We start from the raw sequence: 22,522 nt of genomic DNA, 5'->3' as shown, positions 1-22,522 counted from the left end.
GTGGTAACTGATCAGATCGCACAATTTGGACTGAGTTCCCTTCCCTGAGAGATCTACTATTAGGAACAGCTATTTAGAGGCCTACTGACATATTTCGTGCCATCTCACAATGATTTGCTCTTCAATATAAAAAAGGCACCCGTAGGTGCCTATTGTTCACTGTAATCTAGCTTGCCGAAGAGACTTCAAACCGATCAACTAGCTGGTGTAATCGAATAATCGAGTTTTTCACCAAGGTTGTTCGGCGTGTTAACTGCTGAGAGGACAGTTCCAGCGATGACATACTGCTCTGTGCTTTTTCTGCTGTATCACTATGCCGCTCGCTGGTCGAAGCAATGACATTAATGGTTTGGAACATGGATTCCACCGCTTGCTGTAGCTTATCACTGCGCTGGCTTGAGTCCAATATCATCGAGCTTTGCTCGACATTTTGTACGCCCTGCTCCATATAGCTGACCGCGGTTTTTGATTGGCCACGCAATTTACTTACCGTTTCACCAATATGATTGGCTGCGGTTGATGTTTTGGTGGCGAGGTTCCTCACTTCATCAGCCACCACAGAGAACCCACGACCATGTTCGCCGGCTCTAGCCGCTTCGATAGCCGCATTCAAAGCCAACAAATTAGTTTGCTCGGTAATTTCCGAAATAAGTCGAACAATCCCTTCAATATGTTTCATCTCGTCGTTAATTTCATTCACGCTATTTGCAGACGCTTTAACGATATCTTTGATCTCTTGAGTATTGCTTACCGCTTGCTGATACTCTTCTTGTGCGGAATCGACCATATTCTGCATCAATTCTTGTAACTGCTGCGCTGATTGCTCTGCTTTGTGGATTTCAGCTTGCTGATGGTGGGTTAATGTTAACAGGGAGTCGATAGAGCCAGAGGTTTGAACGGTACAATCATCCACCACACTGCAGCGGCGCAGCATTGAATTACTCACCTGTTCAACTTCACTGGAGGCAAAGATAATGCCGCCGACCACTCCCTCGAGGTTATCAATGAAGCTGTTAATCCATCGGCCTAAATCCCCCGTCTCATCGGGATGAAATTGCTGGCTATCAAGCCTGCGCTTTAGATCCCCATCACCTTCCGCAATGGTTTTTATCACCCCTGTCATTTGTTCAAGCTGCCTTACCATAGGCATTGCGAACATATACTTGAACACACCGTAGCCAATCAGCAGTGACATGGCCATCATCAGGCCGAGAGCTGGGATCCCCAATGACATAAAGTGCGCGAGAAACAAAGGAGGCACAACGGTAAACAGCCAAATCAGTAAGTACTTATTACTCAATTTCTTGGCAAGGGAACGGTGACGATAGACTTCTTCAAGATCGGCCTCGCACATCATCCCCCAGCGATCGGGAGAGCCACGAAGCTGGAATGTCACCCCCTTCCCTATCACCGGTATATGGCGATAGTCGGAATAACCTGGATATTCCACATACAGGTTTTCGCCTTTAGCAATTGTCTCCCTGACGCCTGGATGCAGCTTCTTGGTGGCCGGATCGGTGAATACAATTTCAAACTCGGTATGTTTATCGATTTTGACCGCCCCCCAATCAGTTCCAATACCCGATTTCAGGTTCTCGCCATGGGAAAACGTGCTGTCTTCAAAACGTGAACGAGAAAGGGCAATACCAGGCTGAATTGACGGTTCAAACTTCGAATCAACCATGAATATGTAGTTATCACCCGACTCACTATAGATATGCCCGGCTTCTCGCTGGATCAAATCTCCCAGCACGTCATTCGGAACGCGGCCACATAGGCAACCGATGAAAGTGCCAGACACTTCTATCGGCTGATAGAACATCAATGTGACTTCATCGTGGAAGCTTGAGCTTGAAGGGCCCGGTGCCAACGTCTGCTTATCGATGTACGGCCCATGCAGAAATTGCTTTTCACGCCCTTGGGCCAATGCGTCTTGTTGGCGATGAACTTGACCAGCATGAGCGGGAAAACTGCTTGCCGTAATCATGCCGTCGGCATTAACAATAAATAGTTCTGAAAAGTCATTATTTCGTTTTAGCAATTGACCCAGAACATTAGGCTGCTCTTGTGTTGGTTTTGTCGCGAGGTAGAACATCGCATCTTGCAGGAAGTCCCACTGTGTTTCTGTCCAAGTATGGAGCAGCCTTACCCGCGTATTCGAAAGACTGTCGAATGTCTCTTCAAGGTAAGAGATCTTATCTCGGTTTAGCCAGCACGCTTTACGCATCGCCAGCTTACCATTAGGGCCCCAAATTGGGAGCCAGTTCTTTTCTTGCTGTGAGAGCTGCATCGTATCTATCCATATACATCATCCTATTGTTTTAAATGCAAAAAAAATACCAAACTCAACAGTTTGGTATTTTATGGTTTGATAGTGGATGATAGGGACAACACACTGAAATAAATGATAAAAAACTTAGTATGACCACTCCCGGTCAACATTGGTGCATCACATTGAAGTGATGCACCAATTTTGGGCGAATCGTTCAGAGCAATCTATTCCTTGTAGTTAAACGTCAACAGACGCAGCGCATTAAGGGTGACTAATGCCGTTGCTCCGCTATCGGCCAATACCGCAACCCACAAGCCTGTCATACCCAGCAAGGTGGTAATCAAGAAAACCCCTTTCAAACCTAGCGCCAGAAATACATTCTGTTTGATGTTGGCCAGCGTCGCTTTCGACAGAGCAATCATCATTGTCAGCTCTGAGACACGGTTATGGGTCAAGGCAGCATCGGCAGTTTCCAACGCCACATCTGTCCCTCCGCCCATCGCAATACCAATCGAGGCCGTTTTCATTGCCGGTGCATCGTTGATACCGTCACCGACCATAGCCACATTGGCGCGTTGGTTTGCCAACTCTACATGCTGTACCTTGTCTTCCGGAAGCAAACCTGCTTCAAACGCAATCCCGATTTCGCCAGCAATTGCGGCCGCAGCTCGCGGGTTATCACCGGTCAGCATCACAGAGTGAATCCCCATCTCCTTGAGCTTCTGTACCGCTTTGGCACTGTCTGCACGCAAGTTATCACGCCAAGCTATGAGCCCTACCGGTTGCAAGTTCCGAAGAGCAACCACCAAGGTCTTCCCTTCTCCCTCTAGCCCATAAGCTTGCTCTGACTGCTGTGCTGTCAGCGATACATTTTCTGGCATGCGATCAGCAGCCACCAGCATCAAGGTATCACCGTCGCAATTCCCCTGAATACCTCGTCCAGGCAGCGCTTGACGCTCTTGCGCTTCTTCAAGCTGCAAACCACGCTCTTTAGCGGCATTGACCACAGCCTGTGCCAGTGGGTGGGCAGATCCCATCTCTACCGCCGCTGATTGGCGCAACAAGCGCGCTTCGTCGCCATCCCAGCTGACAATATCTGTCATTACAGGTTTACCTTCGGTGAGGGTACCGGTTTTATCAAAAGCTACGGTTTGAATTCTTCCTAATTGTTCAAGTGCAGCCCCGCCTTTAATCAGAGCACCACGCCGTGTTGCCGCTGCCAAACCTGATGTAATCGCTGCTGGAATCGAAATCACCAGAGCACATGGACAAGCAATCAAAAGTAGCGTTAGGCCCTTGTACAGCCATTCATCCCAGTTTTGTCCAAACAACATCGGTGGCACAACAACCACCAAAGCAGCCAACACGATCATCGCTGGGGTATACCAGCGGCTAAACCGATCAACAAAGCGCTCTAGTGGTGCCTTACGCGATTCTGCATCCTCGATCAGATGCAAAATACGGTCAATAGCATTCGCGCCCTGTTCTGAAATAATACGTAGACGTACCACCTTATCCGCCACCAATGCACCCGCCATTACCTGCTCACCCGGCAAGCGTTCAACCGGTACGGATTCACCGGTTAATGCACTTTCATCAAAACTAGCCGCCGCATCCAATAGCTCTACATCAGCGGGCAAACGACCACCCGGTGCCACTTCGATGACATCACCTTGCTGGAGCTCACTGGCCGACACTTGCTCTTTGCTCCCATCAGGCAAAATACGGCTAGCTTTTTCCGGCACCAAGGCCATCAGCGATTTCACCCCACTGCGCGCTTTTGCTGAGGCGTAGCCCTCAAGCTGCTCACCGATAAGGAACAGCAGTAGCACCATGGCAGCTTCTGCTGTTTCCCCCAGATACAGAGCACCAATGGCAGCCACGCTCATCAGAGTCTCGATGGAAAATAGCGAACCGCTTTTTGCCAAATTGATGGCCTTGCGAGCGATGGGCAGTAGCCCTACCAAGGTGGTCGCCGTAAACGCCGCTAACCCCATGGCTTCAGACTGTCTACTGACCAAAAATGAAATCAGCATCATCACCGCAATCATCAGTACAGGAAGATTTTCCTTAAGCAAACTCGCAGGCTTGCCTTCTTCTGATGAACTGCCAGAGCTAAAGAGCGAAAAGCCAGTTTCACGGCTTTTCGCAACAATAGCGTCCGATATCTCAGCAGATTGACAATTAACGACCAACTTTTCAGTGGCAAACATCACTTTCGCGGAAACAACACCATCAAGGCCATTAATCGCCTTTTCTAATTTACTGGCGCAACTTGGACAGTCCATACCGCCGACTTTCCAACTTATCGTTGTACTGTGAGGGGCTGGAGAAACATCGTCACTTTGAGTGTCATCGCTCTGTTCTTCTACGCTCGCTGTACTGCTGCAGCCACCTGAACTGCAACATGACGATTCTGCCGCTGCCTCTGCGGAAGTGATTTTATTCACTGAAAACCCTGAGGAGGCGCCGGAGGCAGGATCGTCATCGCCCGGCGATAATTCCGATTCTTGCGAGGTTGCTGGTGTTTGGGTTGATTGGCAGTTACTTGATGTGCAGCACGGCTCTGGATTGTTGTTTTCAACCACAACGGACGACTGACCTACGCTGGCAGCTTTCACTGAATGAACATGTAACTTCTTATTATTGCATTGGGCACACATGGCCTTCTCCTTGTCTTTGTTATCTATGGTTTGCTCACCATGTCTATAACTATAAACCTTGGAGTTAAGTCTAAGGTCAAGTCACAAGGTATATAAGATTTCTTCTACACTGAAGGTAACCACAAATTGGTTATGGACATACCGCTATGTTTTTTTATACCCTCGCCACCCTGTTTCCCTATAGCACACATCGACAATGGCAAAGAAACCCGATCGCCGTACGGCAATGCTTCAGATCATCGAACAAGTTAAGTTAGAGCTGCCACTTTATGACTCTGATACTTTTGTCTGTGGCCCTGACAACAGCTGCATCGGTTGTCCAAAAAAGCTGATGGAATTGCTGGAATCGGAGGTTTCTTACTGGGAGTGTGCATTAGAGCGAGGCGATTCGCCGGATTTCGACGATATTTCGCGCTTTGGCAAAATGTGCCGGAACATCAAGCGCGGTTTGGTCAGAAACAATATTGTGGCAGCCTAGGCTATTCAGATACAAAAAAAGCAGGCTGTGCCTGCTTTTTTTGTTTTAATTACGTCCTTAACTCAAACGCCTGAACACCACACCATTATCAAGGATCTCCATCCACGGCTGGTAATCCATTCCCATATCAAAGATATATTCGGTGATAAGGCTACGTGCTGTCGTCAGCAAGCTCTCAGCTTTCCAAGGCTTTTCGAAATAACTTTCGATACGAGCGCGGTTAATTGCCACGATGGTGTCTTGATGTGTTGCCTGACCGGTCAGCAGAACCTTCTTTGTTTTGTGAAAGCGGGTATCCTGCGAAACCTCTGTCAGAAGCTCGACACCAGTTTTACCCGGCATGACATGATCTGAGATCACCAACGCAATGAACTCGCCTTCGGCATCCAGTTCGTCCATCAATTCAAGTGCTTCATCCGCTGACTCACAATCTTCAACATGGAAGAAATCATTCAACGGCGACAAATCTTTCAATACAGCGCTGAGTACTTCCCTTTGATCATCTACACAGATAATGTTTAGTTTTTCCATGAACCATTCCCTTACGCGATTGGCAATTTAATACGAAATTTTGTTTTATCTAGGTCGCTCTTTAGTGCAATGGTGCCACCATAACTGTTGACTATCCGCTGTACTATCGAGAGGCCCAGCCCTAATCCGAACGACAACCCACCTTTTTTGGTTGTAAAGTTAGGTTGAAAAACTTTCCGTCGTGTCGCTTCATCGATCACCGGCCCATTATTACTGATGGTGATCAACAGACGGTTCTTTGAATGCCGCGTAATAATCTCGATCTGCGGCTCTGCAGTATGCTCCATGGCATCACAGGCATTCTTGATAATATTGACCCATACCTGCACCAGCTCTGTGGTACTGGCGGTAATGGTCGGCAATACTGCCGGACGCAATACCACATTGACCCGCCTTAAATTACTTTGCAGCAGAGCCAGTGATTTGTGGATCGTATCGTTTACATCAACCTCTGGCTGACGAGCATTGTCAGTGCCGCCAAGCTGTTTCACCGAACGGACAATACTGGCAGCATGCTTCGAGGCCAACCGCATATCATGCAGATCTCGGCCGATATCCCAATACTGCAAAGCCTCATTGAGGTTCTCGAGCCAATATGCTGGTACTTCACCGTCTGGCACCGCACGAGCAAGCTGTCTGGCCGGCTCCCTTTCAAGACCAAGATCTTGCTGTAGCTGTTTAGCGCGTTTGCGGGCCTGTGCCGAAGTCACAGCCTGACCATCGCAAATACCAAGATCAAGAAACGGACTGACTTCCGGTTTGTTCTCTTCCAGAAAGCGGCAAATGCCGTGCTGTAACCCTTCGGTTTTACTGCTCAAGACCCCGACCGCATTATTGAGCTCATGGGCAATACCAGCAGCGAGTTGACCCAAAGTCGTCATCTGCTCAGCCGCATAGAGCTTTTGCAGTGCCTTTTCTTTTTCGATCGCCTGCAGCCCAGTCATCATTTGCCGCTGGGCCAGTTCATGGACCATGACGGGCATAAACTGCTCGGCCAGAGAACCGAACGTTGCTGGTTCAACTGGCTGGGTTTTGAGATCTATCCACGCGATTTCGCTGTCTTTTTCCGCCACCACAGTAGTCGATGCCATCAATGTTTGGGCAAAGAAGCTATGAACCCCGAAGAACATCCCCTGCTCGACCCTAAACACTTTTGCCGTCACATCAGCGTCATTCTTGAGGTAACCAGACAACTCGCCTTTTTTCACCCAATACAGTTTGTCGTTGTAACCATCTTGTACCAACACCTGTGTCCCAGCCTTGGCCGCTTCAGTCCGAGCTGGGTCACAGAAGTACACATCGATGATCCGCTGCATGGCTTTTGGTTGATGCATGGTGGCTCTCTTAAATATGGTCTATCAAGTGCAACAGCCAAATCATGACAAAGCTCAGCAGCACACCCACAACGCCAATAATCACCCCGACACGGGCCATCTGGTTACTCTGCACATGGCCGGTTGCATGGGCAAGGGCATTCGGAGGGGTACTGATAGGCAGAGACATACCCAGCGATGCGGCAAAAGTCACAACTAGGATCAAGGTGATCTCGCCACCCAGCGGTACAAGCGACACCATAGACGTACCTAATGCGGCCATAATTGGCATCAACAAGTTCGCCGTCGCGGTATGGGACATAAAGTTTGCCATCACCAAACATAGCAACGCCGCCCCACCAAGAACGATGTATGGCGAGAAGCTATCAAACGGAATACTGTTTACCATCAGCTTTGCTAGTCCGGTTTGGTCCAACGCCAAGCCAAGCGCAATACCGCCCGATACCAACCAAAGTACATCCCAGGAGATCTTTTTCAAATCTTCCTTATTAATAATGCCGGTCAGAGAGAATACAGCAACCGGGATCAGGGCAACCGTGTAAGAGTTCATGCCATGTGACGATCCCATTAACCAAAGAATAATAGTCAGGGCGAAGGTGACATAGACGGTAATCGCCTTCGGCGTCATCAAGAATTTACCCTTGATGGTTAGCTCAATTTTTTCTTGCTTGGCAGGGTAAAGCGCATTGAGCAGCACCCATGCAAAGACCAGCAAGACAGCCACAAACGGCACACCGAAGAACATCCACTCACCGAAAGTGATCAAGTTGTCACCGGTGAGATATTTCAGCGCAATGGCGTTGGGCGGGGTGCCGATTGGAGTCCCGATACCACCAATATTGGCTGCGACCGGAATACACAGGGCAAACGCAATTTTTCCTGGGTCCTTGGAACCAAATAGCGCAATAACCGGCGCCAAAATCGCCAGCATCATCGCCGTCGTCGCCGTGTTCGACATGAACATGGAGAAAATCGCGGTGATCAACATCAGTCCGAGCATGACATATTTCGGCTGAGTACCAAATGGCTTCAACAACACACGCGCCAAGTTGACATCAAGGCGGAATTTGGTTGCTGCCATGGCAAGAAAGAAGCCCCCCAAGAACAGCATGATGATCGGGCTGGCAAAGGTCGCCATGATATCGCTGTAGCTAAGCAACTTGCCAAAATGCGGTTGCCCTTCCGCCGAGCGGAACAAGTACAATCCTTTATCAGAGAGCAGCATCAGTTCCAAAACGATAATAACAACGGAGGTTGCATAAATTGGTATCGGCTCCAGCACCCAGCACAAGGCCGCCAATAAGAAGATCGCGATAACACGTTGTTGGACAATAGTTAGCCCTTCGACGGGAAACGCTGACGCTGGTAACATCAGAATGATGAGTGGAATGAGAACGGGTATGATCACCCTTAGATATTGACGCATGTTTACATTATTCCCTTAAAAACACAGAATCTTTGTGTCTGTCACTGCTGATAGAGATATTTCATCAATGAATTAGCACAGCAGGATCAGCGGTACCAGTAGCGCTTCTTGTCTACCGGTAAAAATCTAGATTGGGTCATTGTGCGTCTAAAGGTAGGAAGTTTCACCGAAACAGATCAATAAACCAGTGAAATATAACTCTTTTTGATGGTTGACATTAACCAAAACAAAATCAAACCTTGGTTTCTGTCGCAAGCGTCTCTTCAATCACGTCTTCATGCCCCATATAGGTCCGTGATGAACAAAACGGGGTTAATGGCACACTTGGCTCGAGAATATCTTGCTCTTCCAGTTTCTGTTCATGTTCAGTGGCCATTTTTCTGACCTGATTAACCACTAACATACCGCTAATAATCCCGAACACTATGGTTCCCGCTGCCTGACCTAACAATACCCCTTCGGCTCCGCCAAGTTTTCCGCCCAGCCAGACAAAAGGAATCGTCCCCAAGGTCGCTTTGCCCATGTTGAGTGCCGTCGACCATGTCGGCCGGTTGAGGTTATTGAAGGCCGCATTGGCGACAAACATTGCACCATTGAAAATAAAGGTTATCGCAACATAGCTACAAAACACCGACAGTATGCTGGCAGCGTCGCCCTGCAAACTAAATGCCGCTATCAGCCAATCCTGCGAAGACCACAGTATGATAGACACCAGCACGCAGTAACCACTGACAAACAACAGCGCATCTGATAATGAGCGTAAAATACGATCCCACCGCTCGGCACCAAAATTTTGACCGATGATCGGGCCAATCGCCCCAGAGAGAGAGAACACCAGTGCAAAGCTCACCGGCATGATACGGCCTATAACAGCATATCCAGCGACATAACTCTCGCCAAACTGCGCAATGTTACTGGTTACGATGGCATTACCTATTGGCGTTGCGGTATTGGTCAGTATTGCCGGTAAGGCGATCGCCGAAATGGGTAACAAGGACGAGAAAAACGCCGAGAACTTGGGGCGGGAAACTAAGTCGTGATGGACAATAATGGCATGGAGGGAGAACACCATCACCGCCAATCTGGCAAATACTGACGCTATCGCAGCCCCTTCAACACCCATTGAAAAGCCGAAAATAAACAAGGGATCAAGCACGGCATTCACACCGCCACCGATCAATGTGGCATACATCGAACGGCGGGCATCACCGATACCACGCAATGCCGCGCCAGCCGACATGGAAATCGCAATCATCGGTGCGCTTGGCAGGAGAATAGTCAGATAATCCGTCGCAGCTTCAGCCACCCTGCCCTGCGCTCCAATCATAGATAACAAGGCCTGAAGGTTGGACATCATGCCATAGACAAGAATCGCGCTGAATATAACAGCAAAGATCATGACATTGACAGTGACCAAGCGGGCTTTATCCCGTTGGTTGGCACCCAAGGCTCTGGATACCAAGGCCCCCATGGCAATAGAGGTACCAATTGAGGCTGAGGTCGAGAAAAATATCAAAGTGCCGGCAAAACCAATCGCCGCTGCTAGCTCAATCTCACCAAGTAAACTGATGAAGAACATATCGAGCAAGTCAACCAAAAACAGCGCCATCAAACCAACAGCACCAGTACCGGACATCACCACGATATGCTTCATGGGCGTACCGGTGACGAATTTTGCATCTTTAGGGGGCTGAACTTTGCGAGCTTCTGCAGAGGGACGGGGCTGCTTGGGCACAGGCTCTCCTTGCTATTATACCAACCTACATAAATATTTGATCAGTCTTGCAGGTTAAAATCGCTGTTCTCTGCGTTAGATATTTTGTGATTTGAGCCACTAGTGACTGCAATATCAACCTTGATAACAACGATTTTTCCAGTGCAAATACTTGATCAACGACTTATCCAGATTGGTATTAGGCGTTACCTAACTATGGGTGAATAAGAAAGGCGCGATGTGCGCCTTTCTTTACTGTCATCACGGGAATAGTGATTAAACGGGATGCTTGAAACAATCCCCAATCTGGTTGCTGATCGCCGTTAGCACATCACGTCTCGTAATAACCCCCGCCAAACGACCGTTTTCTACAACAGGGTAGATTTTCGGTTTTTGTCCAGCCATGGTATCGGCCAGCTCAATAATCGAGTCTTCAGGCGATACAGTCAGCACTTCAGAGTGCATACACTCTTCAACCGTATGGGTGTCTTGACAGTAATAACCCACTTTGAGAAGTTTGTGAATCATGTCCTGTTCGGAAAGAAAACCAACCACTTTGCGAGACTCATCAATAACCGGGCCACCGATCTGCTTGGCTGAAAGTAACTTATCCAGAGCCTTAGAAAGAGACATCTTTGGCTCAAATGTCACCGGACGTACATTCATATAATCCTTAACCTTCAACGACTCCATACATCCCCCTAATTCATGCCTGTCAGACAACCTACTACTCTGCTGATTACCCTGACCATAATTTTTTCGATTGGCTCTCCCACTCCGGGAGCTCCCCTTTTGATATAAGTGTCGTCTATTTCCTTGAAATTACTAAATTGAAATAAGCGATTTTATCAATAGATCTTACCTATCATCATACCAAAACACTTTAAAACCGCTGTTCTCTGGGTGAAAGAGAAAACAAAAAACCGCCGTTAGGAACGGCGGTTTTTTTGTTATGGAGGCCCAATATAAAGATTACATGAATAGCATAAACAACATCGCAAACGGCAGTTGGTCACCATTGGAGAGGATCACCTTGTCACCATCAATCTTCATATTAAGGAGGTAATGAGTGGCATTGCGTTCCACAATCAAGCTCTGCTCCAACATATCAACACGCTCGCTCAGCAGCGGATCGGCTTCAACGAGCTCAACAGGCAAGCTAAGATGAATATCACCGCCGAGTTTCTCGGCAATCTGACCGATATTTTGCGAAATATTGCTGATACCCGGCTCGACAGCCATGTTCAAACTGCTAGTGACCTGACCTTCCGGGGCCAAAACACTTAAATCACCAATAGAAAAGGTAAGTCCTTTAGCTACCAACGAATCCAATGCCGCAGACACTTCCATTGCTTGTTGTTCAGTCAATGGTTCTTCCAGGTCATCAGTCATATCTCCCAATAGGCTCAACGACGGGTAATCAAGCTCAGAGAAAGCCATCTGGAAGTTGAAGTTTTGGTATTCGCTGCCGTCCAGCATTACCAGCTTACCCACCTGAATATGGTTTGAATTAGAAAGCTGAAGTTCAGGCTTTTCCTCTCCCTCAGGCGTTTCAGGCTGAATAAGTACATTTTCCATACCAACGATGAGCTGCGCCACATCCACACTCTGCTCGGAATTCAAATCGCTAAAGCGCACTTCATCAAGGGTCAGAGATTGGTCACCAATCCAGAACTGACCATCCAGATACCCTTTACCACCGCCTTTTAGGCCTTTCAGCACCATCTCTTCATGGGCTGTTGTGGTGAGGTTAGCGGATGGAAGTTGGTATTGGAACTCCCCAGCACCTTTCGCATTCACCGTTCCCTGCATAACAAACGATGACAAGGCAACATTGGTTCCGCTGATTTCTTTCTCTTCAATAGGGTTGATCTGGAAGGTAAAGTCCGTTTTACGGGTCATCGCCGTGTTGGTCGTAAAGGTAACAGGCGCAACACCTTCACCCCATAATGTATCCGCCATAGGCTTAAGTTCGTCATCCACCAGCAGCTCACTGGTAGAGGAAACGCTCAAAAAACCGTGACTTACATGATGCTTAACAAACCAAACGGTTGGTAGGCCTTCATCTTCAAAAAGAAATTTCAACTCATCTTTTAGCTCAATTTTTGATACCGCTTCGGAAGTTAGATATCCGCGCTTATAGGTGTCATTGGACACGGCAAGATACGGATTTTCATACTGACCAAGCGTATCAAGATAAATACGCTCGCCAATTTGCCCCGTGGCAAAAGGCCAGCACAGTGCCACAGCCACTGCACCACCAACCGCACCGATTTTTCCTAGCATTATTTTTAGGTCCCAGATCTGAAGATAAAAAACTCAGTCTATCATAGCTTGCTGAACAATAAATTTATCAATATTCATTGATTTAAAGGGCATTTTTATCAGAGCCCCAACAAATTAGCTTAGAATCACACCTTCAACAATCTGTAATACTATTCTCACGTGATTGCTAGATGGCTCTCAGTCAAGTGTGTTTAATTCTTATACACTAAAATACAAAGTATCTAATCATAACAGCAACATAGCAGTATTTTGACGTGAAGGGTGTAACGGTGAATAGTTTTGCGATTGTCTGTTTGGACGACGACCCACTTGTTGTGGAAAAGCTCAATCAGGATTTATCGGCCTTTGCCGACCTGTTCGACATTTATAATGCCTACAGCATTAACGAAGCCAATAAGGTTCTGGCTGATATCGAAGCTAAGAATCAGCGGGCTGCAATGGTGATTTGCGACAACGAACTCGGTGATGACCGAGGTGTTAACTTTCTGGTTTCGCTCGACCAGTACCCAGCCAGCAAGCAGGCTCGCTCAGTACTACTCAATGATATGCCGCAGCTTGATGTCATCATGCAAGCGGTCAACGAAGGACGTCTGCACTATTGCCTCACCAAGCCGTGGAAGCCACAAGAGCTCAAACAAGTTCTCGTAAAAGAACTCACGCACTTCGTATTGAAACATCCGGATGAAGACTGCCTCAAGTACAGCCAACTGCTTGATCACCGTAGGATCCTCAATGCCCATATAGAACGACAGATGTCGCGGTTCCGCTCAGGGTTTATCCAGCATAGTCACACCCTCGACGATACCACCTTGGCCACACAGGTGATCGATGCCCTGCATGATTTCTTTGCCAGCAATGATGACACCCGCGCTTGTCGCAGCTACAGTGCCAACCATATCCTTACCCAGGAAGGCGAACCCAATGACTTCCTCTGGTTCATCACCAGTGGTGAGGTCGCGCTATATAAAAAGGATGAGCATGGGCGTCGCCATGAGGTGGTAAGGGCCGGACCCGGTCATCTCGTCGGCGGGATGTCGTTTATCTCTGGGGAAACATCATTTTCAACCGGCGTGACTCTGTGCGGCACCGATGTCATCAAACTTGACAGAGAGCTCTTTAATAAAGTCATGAACTCACGCAGTGAGTTGCTTCCCCTGTTTACCAACCTTCTCTTGCGCAACTTCAACCGCCGCCTGAAAGGGAGTATCCAAACCGAAATGCGGTTGCAACAAACCCTAAAATCATTGGATGAAGCCTATCACCAGTTGATCGACAAAGAAAAAATGGCGATGCTCGGTCAGTTGGTAGCAGGTGTGGCCCATGAGCTGAACAACCCTGTTTCTGCTATCTTGCGCGGCAGTGATACCCTCAAACAAACCATCGGCAGCATTACCAAAACCACACTCAGTCATGAGAACCAAGATCGTGGTAACGACATTATGCAACAAGCAATGCTATCAAGACCGCTGTCTACCTCTGAAGCCCGGCAACGTGCCAAGCAATTAACCAATGTGCTCGGTGATAGGCAGCATGCCCGTAAGGCGGTACAGATGGGAATTGATAACGACGACTATATCCGTGAATGGTTGCTCCCTCAAAAAAACAAACTGCCAGAAGTACTTGCCGAGTGGGAAAATTACTATCAGATGGGTAACTTCCTCCGATCTATCAATGTCTGTGCTCAGCGGATTGCGGATCTGGTTAAAAGTCTGAAAAGCTATGCGCGGCAAGATGATGAGTCAGTACATTCTGTCGATATCCATGAAGGGCTGGAAGACACCTTGGTGATATTCGAAAATAAGCTCAAGCGCCACCAATTAATTAAAGATTACAGCTCGCTTCCACCGCTGCGTTGTCAGCCTATCGCATTGCAGCAAGTGTGGACTAACCTGATCTCCAACGCGCTTGATGCCGTTGACGAACCGGGGCAAATTAAAGTGATCACACGGCAAGTCACACTCGATGGACCAACCAAGCAGGGGATTGAAGTCATGGTAGAGGATAATGGCAAGGGGATCCCGCCAGAACAACAAGACAAAATTTTCGAGCTCAATTTCACTACCAAGCGAGAAGGCAACTTCGGCCTTGGGATCGGATTATCGGTTTGCCAACAGATAATCCACCAACATAATGGCAGTATCAGGGTCGAATCCGAACCCGGCCTGTTTACCAGAATGATAGTTACTTTGCCTTTAGGCGAGGCACTTAAGGAGAGCCTATGAACAAATACCTGATCCTTTGCGTAGATGATGAGCGGGAAGTACTTGATAGCGTCATCAATGATCTGCGCTCGCTGGAAGAGCATTTCGTTATCGAAGCAGCTGAATCGGTCGACGAAGCCAAAGAAGTACTCGCTGATACCATTGCCGATCATACCCCACTGTCACTGATCCTGTGTGACCACATTATGCCAGGAGAAACAGGTATCGATTTTCTCATTGAGCTCAAGCACCAGGAAGAATCTTGCCATGCCCGCAAGGTACTGCTGACCGGGCAAGCTGGCCTCGAGGAAACCGTACAAGCGGTCAACAACGCCAGCTTGGATTACTACATCGCCAAACCTTGGAACGGTGATCAACTCAGACAGATCGTCATTGATCAGCTGACCACCTTTGTGATCGACAATGAATCAGACTCTGGGTTGATGGCATGGATCCAGATCCTTGATGCCAACCGGATCATGGAAGCCTTGAGTCACCGCAGGTTATCGCTGTCCGACGTATAACCCTATAAATTTAATTGTCATACAAACCTTTTCGGGTTAGGGAATAAAGTGTTATCTTGATCACAAAATAACAAGATCAATTACACTAATCCAAGGCTTATGCCGAGGAAGAGTCAACCCGAAAAGGTGATCCATGAAAGTTGCAGTCTTCAGCACCAAAAAGTATGACCAAAACTCCTTCGAACTGATTAATCAACATTATCACCATCAGCTCGACTTCTATGATTTTCGCCTGACGCAACAGACAGTCAAAATAGTTCAGGGCTATGATGCGATCTGTGCCTTCGTCAACGATGATTTGAGCCACCCTGTGCTAGAAGCTCTTGCACAAAACCAAGTAAAGCTTATCGCCATGCGCTGTGCCGGCTACGACAAGGTCGACCTTGAAGCAGCAAAATCACTGGGTATTCAAGTTGTCCGCGTTCCTGCCTACTCCCCCGAGGCCATTGCCGAACACACCCTTGGCCTGATGCTGAGCCTCAACCGTCGGATCCACCGGGCTTACCAACGTACCCGCGATGCCAACTTCTCGCTGGAAGGTCTGACTGGCTTCAACTTCCATGGCAAAACGGTCGGAGTGATAGGTACGGGAAAAATAGGTATTGCAACAACCCGTATTCTAAAAGGACTCGGCATGAATATTTTGGCCTATGATCCGTACGAAAATCCTATTGCTATTGAATTAGGCGTGAAATACACCAGTTTGGAAGAGATATACCACCAAGCGGATGTTATCACTTTGCATTGCCCAATGACTGAAGAAAACTACCATATGCTCAATGCCAACGCGTTCGCCAAAATGCGAGATGGGGTGATGATCATCAACACCAGCCGTGGGGAGTTACTCAATTCCAAAGATGCTATCGAGGCATTAAAAAATAGCAAAATTGGCTCCTTGGGCATTGATGTCTACGAGAATGAAAAAGATTTGTTCTTTGAGGACAAATCTAATGATGTGATAAAAGATGATGTCTTCCGTCGTTTATCAGCCTGCCATAATGTTCTCTTTACCGGACACCAAGCCTTCCTGACCGAAGAGGCCTTGGGCAACATTGCGGATACGACATTGAACAACATCAAACAGTTCGAACAGGAACAACAATCAGGCAATGAGCTGGTCTGATTCATCCAAGCCCGGCAGGCTATAAGCCTGCCTTTAGTAAACATAAAGTGATAATTAAAATCGACGATCACAAAATATTACTAATTTTGTCGACTTTTACGTCTATTACCTTACTAACAACACAGCAAATTTCCACAAAACCGCTATGAACACTCGCTTTTGTCCATTAAAATAGTTCAATTATTTTTTAGCCCATTGGACAAATTTGTCATGCGTAAAACTCTAATTGCTTCAGGTCTTGTCCTGGCATCTGTTTCAGCGGTACAGGCGAATGCCCAGCCGACAATGAGCAATTTCAGCTACGACTACACTGAAGCGCGTATTGGTATTAGCCCGCTGACTTACGGTGCTGGTTTCAGCACTTCAATCCACCCGAATGCCCACATCACCGGTAGCATCGACACTGAATTCGAAAGCGATTGGGATGCAACACTCGGTGTAGGCTTCCACGCCCCTGTTAACAATTGGGCTGATATCACCGGTGAACTTAAAGCACGCAGTGCTAAAAACAAAAGTGCACTGAAAAGTTCAAGCGGTAAGTTTGGTGTTGAAGTGAACTTGGGTGTTCGTCAATGGCTGGGTCCACAGCTAGAAGTTGGCGGTACTATCGGCCACATTAACATTGACGATTTCGAAGAAGTCACTGGCAGTGTTTACGGCCGCTTCCACGCAACAGAACTATTCTCTGTTGGCGTTACCGGTCGATTCAACGAACTGTACGGCGATCAAGTAATGCTGTCTACGCGATTCAAGTTCTAATCTTCGTTAAAATAGACACCGCAGATAATAAGCGCCCTGCTAATGCAGGGCGTTTTTCTTTGTAACCGTTAGCTGTATACGCAACTACTGCACTTCAGCCAACCAATCAATAAACGCTTTCACCCGTGGTGACGTTGCCATTTCGTTACGGCACACTAAGAAATAGTTTTGGGGTGAGGCCACCGCAAGCGTAAAGGGCGTAACAAGCCGCCCGGACTCGAGCTGCTCGGCTATAAACGACGCCCGACCAATAGCGACACCAATTCCCCGCTCCGCAGCCTGCAGCGCCAAATCAGCTCGGTCAAATGTACAACCCACCTCTGGCAACACCACACCATTTTGCTGTGCCCAGTACTGCCATTCATCGTTTACGCCTGCTCTTGCCCATGGCGCGGCATCATGCAACAACATGCAAGAAGTTAATTTTGCAGGATTACCGTATAAGCCATGTTGATCGGCATACTCATGGCTACAAACAGGTACCATGCTTTCGTCCATCAGCTTGACCACATGCAGCCCGGTGTATTTTCCGTTGCCAAAGTAGATAGCACAATCGAAAGACTCGGTATGGAAGTCCACCAGTTCATTACGAGTGCGCAGATGAAAACGCAGTGCGGGGTATTTTTCCAAGAAACTATTCAGTCTTGGTAACAGCCAGCGCTGAGCAAACGTGGGGGGGACAGACACATTGAGATCACCGCTTAACTCAAGGGTACGCAGATCCCTCAGCTCATTCGCTATATCACCAAAATTAAGCGCAAGAACTTCCTTTAGCCGCTTGCCTTCATCGGTTAGTGTGAGCTTTCTAGGCTGGCGAATAAACAGTTTTACGCCTAATGAATCTTCCAAATTTTTGATTTTATGGCTTACCGCACTTTGCGTCAGGCATAAAATCTCCGCCGCGCGTGTAAAGCTCATCTGATCGGCTGCAATAAGAAAGCAATGGAGCCCAGATAACACAGGCCCAGTCAAACATGGTAGTCGCATATATCATTAAACAACATGGATTTATCAACACATGATATACCTAAATGTCCTCAGATTCTTGCTTCTAATCACTGGTGGACATAAAGACAAAAGCCACTGCTCATGACAGTGACTTATTTATCATTTAAAATTATTTGTTAGATCTTATTGTACATCTCGTAATAAGCGTTGCTTTTGTTCTTCTTTCAGTAATGTCCAATGGCAACCATCAATGGCTCCAGCAAACATCCACAACAACTTCACATCAAGATCTTTACCGTGGCTCTGCCGGACTTTACGAAAGACCTCAACCGCTCCCAGCGAGACAAAGCTACTAACATCTGGAACGCCGGCTTTTTTCACCATCCGCTCCAACGTCAAACGCATGTTAGGTAAGTCCCTAATTCTTTTGCTTTTATCTGACATTTTGTAATTCTTATCAGACGTTGAAATAGCAATTGACTCCTTAATTAAGTTCGCACAAGCCTTTGCATCTGTTTGGTAAATTTGGGTAATGTCGTAGTAATTGACAACGGCAGTGGTGCTACGTTTGATGTGTCTGAACTTTTCGCAACCGAGTAAAGTAAAATGTTGGTCGAGATTGCTCCCCCCCCGAAGGAATACAGCCTTATCGGTAATGATGGCGTACATTGCATTTTCTATAAAAATGCCTGTACCACCGAACATGGAGCGTTTTTCAAACACGCCAAATTCGCGCAAATAATTAAAGATCTCTTCCCTGAACCCTAGCAAAATTCATCTCCCATTAATTGTTAATGGCTTATTTTTCCTGAAGCGCCGAATAGAATCGCGTCATTAAATTGACTTTGACACAGCAAATTAATAATCGCCACATATGAAACAGTGAACACTTAAAAGTGAGAATTTAGACATATTACGGGACAAAAAATAAGCACTTTGAGGCAAATACGACCGTATTTTTTTATGGTGAAAACTGAACGAGTATCCCAAAATATACAGTAGGCACTATCTTTATTCTTATCGTCGTCTTGCACGCATTGGGTATCCTTTTTTAGGCAATATCATGAATGAAATCGCCCTTTATCCATCCAATGTCCATATACTGCCAGGTGGCAGGGGCTCATTTACCCTGATAGAAAAGCGCTACCTGAGGATGCTAAAGGAAGCGTTAGCTAAGGATCTTCCTTTTGCCGTTTGTATGATTAACGAATCAGAGGTCGATAGTGAACTCAAACAAATCCCTGCTATAGCAACCCAATGCAACATCATCAACTTTGATCAGTTGGAGTCTGGCTTGTTATCTATTGTGGTTGAAGGGGTACAGAAAATTCGTATTCATGACATCCATCTCGAACAAGACGGGTTGATGAAAGGCAATTGCACACTTTATCCAAACTGGGGGGGTGACACTCTAAGGCCCAAAGATGAAGAGTTGGTTGATAAACTAAAGCTATTTTTTCAATCCATGCCAGAAATCAGCTCTCTGTACCCATCACCACATTGGGATGATATATCTTGGGTATGCCAACGCTGGATTGAGGTGCTACCGCTTGAGGTTCACTACAAGCAACTACTGATCACCCAAAATAACGCTACGTTAACCGCCCGCTTCCTACACAAATTGTTTCACTTGCCTGAAAACTAGTCAGATAAACATCCTGTAATGAATTTGTGCCATCGCCACTATCTATCCCCTCTCAGTCCCGATAGAATAGCCATGTCCAGACTTTTCGTAATGCAGTAATGACTCACGTATCTTTTTTTTGGCTAAAACCTGAAAACGACAAGATAATTAAGGGATTAGAGTCAGAATTCTGCTCTCTAGTTAAATCAGCCGTGCAAAAAGACAGGCTTATCCTTCCCCCTATCCCGTCCGTTCTCAGCAAGCTTCAACAGCTATGCAATAACGACGAAACTACCGTTCGCGATGTTGCCGATCTTCTCATCGATGATCCTGGTATCACCGCCTATATCGTCAAAATATCCAACACAATGATGTTCAACCGTCGCAATGTGGTTTGCCATGATATCTATAACGCAGTCAGTCGGTTAGGTATTTTTAGGGTAAGGGATATCATTACCGCGAAGGCCATCGAGGAGCTCAAGCTGCGGTATCACTTCAGCAAAGAATGCAACCAACTCCTCAAGCAGAGTGCCATTCGCTCGCGTCAGCTCGCTGCCACCATGGCATTAATCAGCCATGGCTTGGCCAACCACGAAGAGTTCCCCAAAGAACTAGAGCCGGAAAAAGCGTTGCTAGCAGGGCTGTTTGCCGATATTGGCCTATTCAGCCTGATCCATGAATACCAGTCCTATCTTGATAGTGGTAACTATCTCGATATCGATATCGCCAAGTATGTTTTCCAGCATAGCTGCCAAGAAGCCAGTAAGGTGATCCTTAAGCACTGGGGCTTCGACGACGATTACCTTGAAGTCGCAACCAACCAACCTCTTAAACACCCAACACTAAGTGACAATACTGGCTATCTTGATGTCGCACGTATGGCCCATCACCTGCTGATGTTCAAGAGTAATGATGATGCTATCGACGAACACCATGTCGAGCTAGATCTCGCTGGTGCCGAAGTGATGTATGAATTAACCAACCTCCCTGCGAAAGAATTTAATCTGCGCCTCAAAATGGTCATTAGCAATAGCGGCCTTTAGAGTTCTGTTCTGAAACTCGCTTCCGGCATACTGTAAGCGCATCAATTTGCTGAGAATGGTTGTTGACCCATTCTCAGCCTTACTGATAAGCTGCTGAAAATATACCAAACCCAGTCATATTCTGTTCATATCAGAGTCATCTCGCCATTTGAGTTCAACCCAAATTGATGAAGACATAGTCGCTTTACATCAACGCAATTTTAGGTAGAAATCGAGAGGTAAAGAGGCTCCCAAGGGCTAGTTTATGGATAACCAGCCTCAACACTCACAAGGACCCACATGTTCTCTGGCATGCTCTATATTTTCCTGCCGTTGATTATCGGCTACTTCATTACCATCAATAAGCCTGCAGTACTGGCGTTTATCAACACTCAGACCAGCAGGCTGGTTCTGGTGATCCTGACCCTTATGGGGCTCAGTTTGGCCGGACTGGATAATATTGGGCAAAACCTCAACCAGATCCTCACTTACACCCTTGTATTCTTTTTAATGATCAGCGCCTGTAATCTGCTTGCCCTGCCAGTGCTAGACAAACTGATGCCAACTGAGACGGCTCATGGACACCAAACACTGCCATTGCGCGATATGATTTTAGAATCACTGAAGCTCATCGTAGTGGTTGCAGGCGGGTTGATTGTCGGTCTAATGACAGGTATCGAACTAGGCTGGGTAGATCAAGCTAGCGAAGTGATATTGCTATTACTGCTTTTCCTTATTGGCATCCAGCTCAGAAACAGCGGGATGACTCTGAAGCAAATTTTGCTCAACAAGAAAGGAATCATCATCGCGTTAACGATTATTGCTACCTCTCTGCCTGGCGGCTTGATTGCAGCATGGCTGCTTGACCTTCCCTATAACCAAGGCTTAGCGATGGCTTCTGGGTTCGGGTGGTATTCTCTGGCGGGTATCTTAATTGGTGACAGCCTTGGCCCTGTCATGGGCGGCGCTGCTTTCCTTAACGAATTATTGCGCGAGCTAGTCGCCCTGAGCCTGATCCCTATGATGATCAGCCGCTACCCGAGTACTGCGATCGGCTATGCTGGTGCCACCGCGATGGACTTCACCCTACCGGTGATCCAAAACTGTGGCGGCATACGCTGTGTTCCGATTGCAATTGTCAGCGGGTTTATTCTCAGCTTACTTGTACCAGTATTGATGCTGTTCTTTTTGTCGTTGTAAGAGTTGGCTATTGGCTATTGGCTATTGGCTAAAAGAGTTTAAGCAAAACTATTTTTGCATCAATTAACTCAGATCCTTGTTTATCTAAATGAGGGTACCCAAAATCTAAGGTATCCTCTTTTACTCTTATCAATGCATTCCTATGACACTAGCCAATAACTGTGTGCCTTAGGCTAAGTCACTTTACTGCCAACCAGTAATTCCAATCTCTTTACCACTAGCCTCCTTACCACTAGCCCATGACCTAGCGCCTCTAGCCAAGCTCTTATACCAACCTACATAAATATTTGATCAGTCTGCAGGTTAAAATGGTCGCGGTAGGAATGGCAGTTACCTGCCCCCCCCCGCGCAGATCCGGACGTGCGCTACTAACGCATCCGGCTCCTACCTTGGGTGCATAGCGTAAAAGCGCTTTTC

Annotated in this window: 18 protein-coding genes; 8 read left to right on the top strand and 10 right to left on the bottom strand. The window is 47.1% G+C overall.

Features of this window, described 5'->3' with window-relative positions:
- Window positions 1-166: 166 nt before the first annotated feature.
- On the bottom strand, window positions 167-2,290 hold the full coding sequence (locus NHN17_RS21760) for a methyl-accepting chemotaxis protein (protein WP_255044743.1): 2,124 nt from the start codon (window positions 2,288-2,290) through the stop codon (window positions 167-169).
- 206 nt (window positions 2,291-2,496) lie between these two features.
- Complete coding sequence (locus NHN17_RS21755; protein WP_255044742.1) at window positions 2,497-4,935, bottom strand: zinc/cadmium/mercury/lead-transporting ATPase; 2,439 nt, start codon at window positions 4,933-4,935, stop codon at window positions 2,497-2,499.
- Between the two features lie 196 nt (window positions 4,936-5,131).
- Between NHN17_RS21755 and NHN17_RS21750 the strand changes: the two genes are divergently transcribed.
- The gene (locus NHN17_RS21750) at window positions 5,132-5,413 is read left to right on the top strand and encodes a hypothetical protein (RefSeq protein WP_255044741.1); all 282 of its coding nucleotides are present in this window, start codon (window positions 5,132-5,134) and stop codon (window positions 5,411-5,413) included.
- 57 nt (window positions 5,414-5,470) lie between these two features.
- Here the strand turns inward: NHN17_RS21750 and NHN17_RS21745 are convergent, their stop codons facing one another.
- The 6 genes from NHN17_RS21745 to NHN17_RS21720 form a co-directional block, all read right to left on the bottom strand.
- On the bottom strand, window positions 5,471-5,944 hold the full coding sequence (locus NHN17_RS21745) for a response regulator (protein ID WP_255044740.1): 474 nt from the start codon (window positions 5,942-5,944) through the stop codon (window positions 5,471-5,473).
- Window positions 5,945-5,955: 11 nt separating this feature from the next.
- On the bottom strand, window positions 5,956-7,278 hold the full coding sequence (locus NHN17_RS21740; protein WP_255044739.1) for an ATP-binding protein: 1,323 nt from the start codon (window positions 7,276-7,278) through the stop codon (window positions 5,956-5,958).
- Between the two features lie 10 nt (window positions 7,279-7,288).
- Complete coding sequence (locus tag NHN17_RS21735; RefSeq protein ID WP_255044738.1) at window positions 7,289-8,704, bottom strand: SLC13 family permease; 1,416 nt, start codon at window positions 8,702-8,704, stop codon at window positions 7,289-7,291.
- Window positions 8,705-8,936: 232 nt separating this feature from the next.
- On the bottom strand, window positions 8,937-10,340 hold the full coding sequence (locus NHN17_RS21730; protein WP_255044744.1) for an MATE family efflux transporter: 1,404 nt from the start codon (window positions 10,338-10,340) through the stop codon (window positions 8,937-8,939).
- A 354-nt stretch (window positions 10,341-10,694) separates the two neighbouring features.
- Window positions 10,695-11,111, bottom strand: a complete 417-nt coding sequence (locus NHN17_RS21725; protein ID WP_255044737.1) for a CBS domain-containing protein — start codon at window positions 11,109-11,111, stop codon at window positions 10,695-10,697.
- Window positions 11,112-11,390: 279 nt separating this feature from the next.
- On the bottom strand, window positions 11,391-12,704 hold the full coding sequence (locus NHN17_RS21720; protein WP_255044736.1) for a DUF945 family protein: 1,314 nt from the start codon (window positions 12,702-12,704) through the stop codon (window positions 11,391-11,393).
- A gap of 269 nt (window positions 12,705-12,973) precedes the next feature.
- On the opposite strand from NHN17_RS21720, the gene NHN17_RS21715 reads away from it, so the two are divergent.
- The 4 genes from NHN17_RS21715 to NHN17_RS21700 all read left to right on the top strand — a co-directional run bounded on the left by NHN17_RS21715 (window position 12,974) and on the right by NHN17_RS21700 (window position 17,311).
- Window positions 12,974-14,926 carry an ATP-binding protein gene (locus NHN17_RS21715; protein ID WP_255044735.1) on the top strand — a complete coding sequence of 651 codons (1,953 nt, stop codon included), beginning with the start codon at window positions 12,974-12,976 and terminating at the stop codon, window positions 14,924-14,926.
- Entirely contained in the window at window positions 14,923-15,429 is a 507-nt protein-coding gene (locus tag NHN17_RS21710) for a response regulator (RefSeq protein ID WP_255044734.1), read from the top strand. Before NHN17_RS21715 ends, NHN17_RS21710 begins: the two co-directional genes overlap by 4 nt.
- A gap of 133 nt (window positions 15,430-15,562) precedes the next feature.
- On the top strand, window positions 15,563-16,552 hold the full coding sequence (locus tag NHN17_RS21705) for a 2-hydroxyacid dehydrogenase (protein ID WP_255044733.1): 990 nt from the start codon (window positions 15,563-15,565) through the stop codon (window positions 16,550-16,552).
- A gap of 210 nt (window positions 16,553-16,762) precedes the next feature.
- A complete protein-coding gene (locus NHN17_RS21700; RefSeq protein WP_255044732.1) occupies window positions 16,763-17,311 on the top strand; it encodes a hypothetical protein in 549 nt (182 codons plus the stop codon).
- 84 nt (window positions 17,312-17,395) lie between these two features.
- On the opposite strand, the gene dsdC is transcribed toward NHN17_RS21700, so the two are convergent.
- Together dsdC and NHN17_RS21690 are read right to left on the bottom strand one after the other, a co-directional pair.
- Window positions 17,396-18,298 (bottom strand): DNA-binding transcriptional regulator DsdC, encoded by a 903-nt coding sequence (dsdC, locus tag NHN17_RS21695; protein WP_255044731.1) that lies wholly within the window; start codon window positions 18,296-18,298, stop codon window positions 17,396-17,398.
- Between the two features lie 144 nt (window positions 18,299-18,442).
- Window positions 18,443-19,030, bottom strand: coding sequence for a TfoX/Sxy family DNA transformation protein (locus tag NHN17_RS21690; RefSeq protein ID WP_255044730.1), 588 nt, complete (start codon window positions 19,028-19,030; stop codon window positions 18,443-18,445).
- A gap of 292 nt (window positions 19,031-19,322) precedes the next feature.
- Between NHN17_RS21690 and NHN17_RS21685 the strand changes: the two genes are divergently transcribed.
- The 3 genes from NHN17_RS21685 (at window position 19,323) to NHN17_RS21675 (ending at window position 22,105) form a co-directional block, all read left to right on the top strand.
- Complete coding sequence (locus NHN17_RS21685) at window positions 19,323-19,904, top strand: LON peptidase substrate-binding domain-containing protein (RefSeq protein ID WP_255044729.1); 582 nt, start codon at window positions 19,323-19,325, stop codon at window positions 19,902-19,904.
- Between the two features lie 98 nt (window positions 19,905-20,002).
- Window positions 20,003-20,926 carry an HDOD domain-containing protein gene (locus NHN17_RS21680; RefSeq protein WP_255044728.1) on the top strand — a complete coding sequence of 308 codons (924 nt, stop codon included), beginning with the start codon at window positions 20,003-20,005 and terminating at the stop codon, window positions 20,924-20,926.
- 279 nt (window positions 20,927-21,205) lie between these two features.
- Window positions 21,206-22,105: a LysO family transporter gene (locus tag NHN17_RS21675; protein WP_255044726.1), complete on the top strand. Its 900-nt coding sequence runs from the start codon at window positions 21,206-21,208 to the stop codon at window positions 22,103-22,105.
- Window positions 22,106-22,522 lie beyond the last annotated feature (417 nt).

This window comes from Photobacterium pectinilyticum, assembly GCF_024357955.1.
In the GTDB taxonomy this organism is placed as follows: domain Bacteria; phylum Pseudomonadota; class Gammaproteobacteria; order Enterobacterales; family Vibrionaceae; genus Photobacterium; species Photobacterium pectinilyticum.
This window is presented reverse-complemented; position numbering and strand designations above follow the sequence as displayed.